Origin of the sequence: Saccharopolyspora sp. NPDC002686, assembly GCF_040295745.1 — a bacterium.
GTDB classification, from domain to species: domain Bacteria; phylum Actinomycetota; class Actinomycetes; order Mycobacteriales; family Pseudonocardiaceae; genus Saccharopolyspora; species Saccharopolyspora oryzae.
The window spans coordinates 1-1,295 of record NZ_JBEOVY010000664.1; the positions used below are offsets into that span (position 1 = coordinate 1).

Here is a 1,295-nt window from a genome sequence, read left to right on the forward strand (position 1 = left end):
TCGACAGCGAGTAGCAGCGCGCCACGTGCTCGTCGCCCAGCGGGACGCGCAGGGTCAGGAACTGGCCCGGGCGGTAGGCGAAGCGGTCGACCGCCGCTCGGAACCGGTTGCGGGCGCGGCTCGACGACCACCGGATCGCACCGGTGCACCGAACTCCGCTCCCACTCGTGCCAGGCCTGCTGCCGGGCGAGCGTCTCGCGTGAGGCGCAGAACCGGCCGCACAAGTGGGTGAACACGCCGAGCGGGTTCCGGGACAACCCGTGCGAGACGGCGCCACCGAGCACGAGCAAGCTGTCCGCTGGTGCTCGGCCGAGCTTGCGCTCCAGACCGTTGCGCAGCCACGGCACGGAGTCGACCAGCGAGATCACGGCGGGGAACAGCGGTGGCACCGTGCGCACCGGCAGCAGCGAGGCCGCTGCGGAGTAGCCGAGCCCGGCCAGGCTGATGACCAGCGCTGCCGCGTCGCGGAGCACCGGTTCGGTGTTGGCCGGGTGGGCGGTGCTGCGCGGGGACATCACCGCGTCGTCCAGATCGTGCTCGTGCTCGGCCTCGGAGATCAGCCGCGACAGCTCCGCGATGTCCACGACGTCGGGATCGTGCTCGACGACCACACGTCCGAGCACGCTGTTGACCTCGGCGCTGCGCACGCCGTCGGCGGCGAGGACCCGGGCTTCGATTTCGCGCGCAGCGGCCTCGGAGCCGGGTTCGTGCACGCCCCGGATCTCCAGGTGGCTGCGGCGTCGGCCGGCCCAGACCCGTCGACCGGTGGGAGCGGCCGCCTTGGTGCGGGCTGCGTGCAGCACCGGTGCGGCGACCTCGGCTGCTTTGGTGAGCAGCCAGCCCAGTGGCATCGGCGGTTCCTCGCGATCAGCCCTCGCCGCGCTCCTTGTGCACGCTGCGCTGGACGAGTGCGTTCCCGATGCCGATCGCCGCCGCCACCGGCCATTCGATGACGCTGAAGGCAGCGGCCGCGGTCAACCCGCCGTAGAACAGCAGCTGGTCCGCGGAGGGCAGCTGACCGCGCACGGTGTCGACGGCGGAGGAGACCTCCTTGCCGCCGGGCAGCGGGATCTTGGCGGTGTGCAGCTCCGCCGTCACGTAGGGCACGGGGATCGTCGGACCGGCCTGGCCGCTCTTGCTCGAGGGCTGTCGACGGGTCCGGTGGGCGGTGCTGGAACTGGTGGTGCTGGACATCTGGAGAACCCCCTCGCCACACCCTTCGCCATTTGACCGATTTTGGGTTGCGAGCGGGAGAAAAGTTCCTGTTAACGCCTTGTCGGCACGAGACGGGCAGC

The 1,295-nt window shown here is 71.2% G+C and carries 1 protein-coding gene and 1 pseudogene; both read right to left on the reverse strand.

Features of this window, described 5'->3' with window-relative positions; translation table 11 throughout:
* Positions 1 to 851 (reverse strand): annotated as a pseudogene (locus tag ABTZ89_RS38735) (hypothetical protein); the annotation flags it as partial.
* Positions 852 to 867: 16 nt separating this feature from the next.
* Complete coding sequence (locus tag ABTZ89_RS38740; RefSeq protein WP_270951683.1) at positions 868 to 1,194, reverse strand: hypothetical protein; 327 nt, start codon at positions 1,192 to 1,194, stop codon at positions 868 to 870.
* Between the last annotated feature and the right edge of the window lie 101 nt (positions 1,195 to 1,295).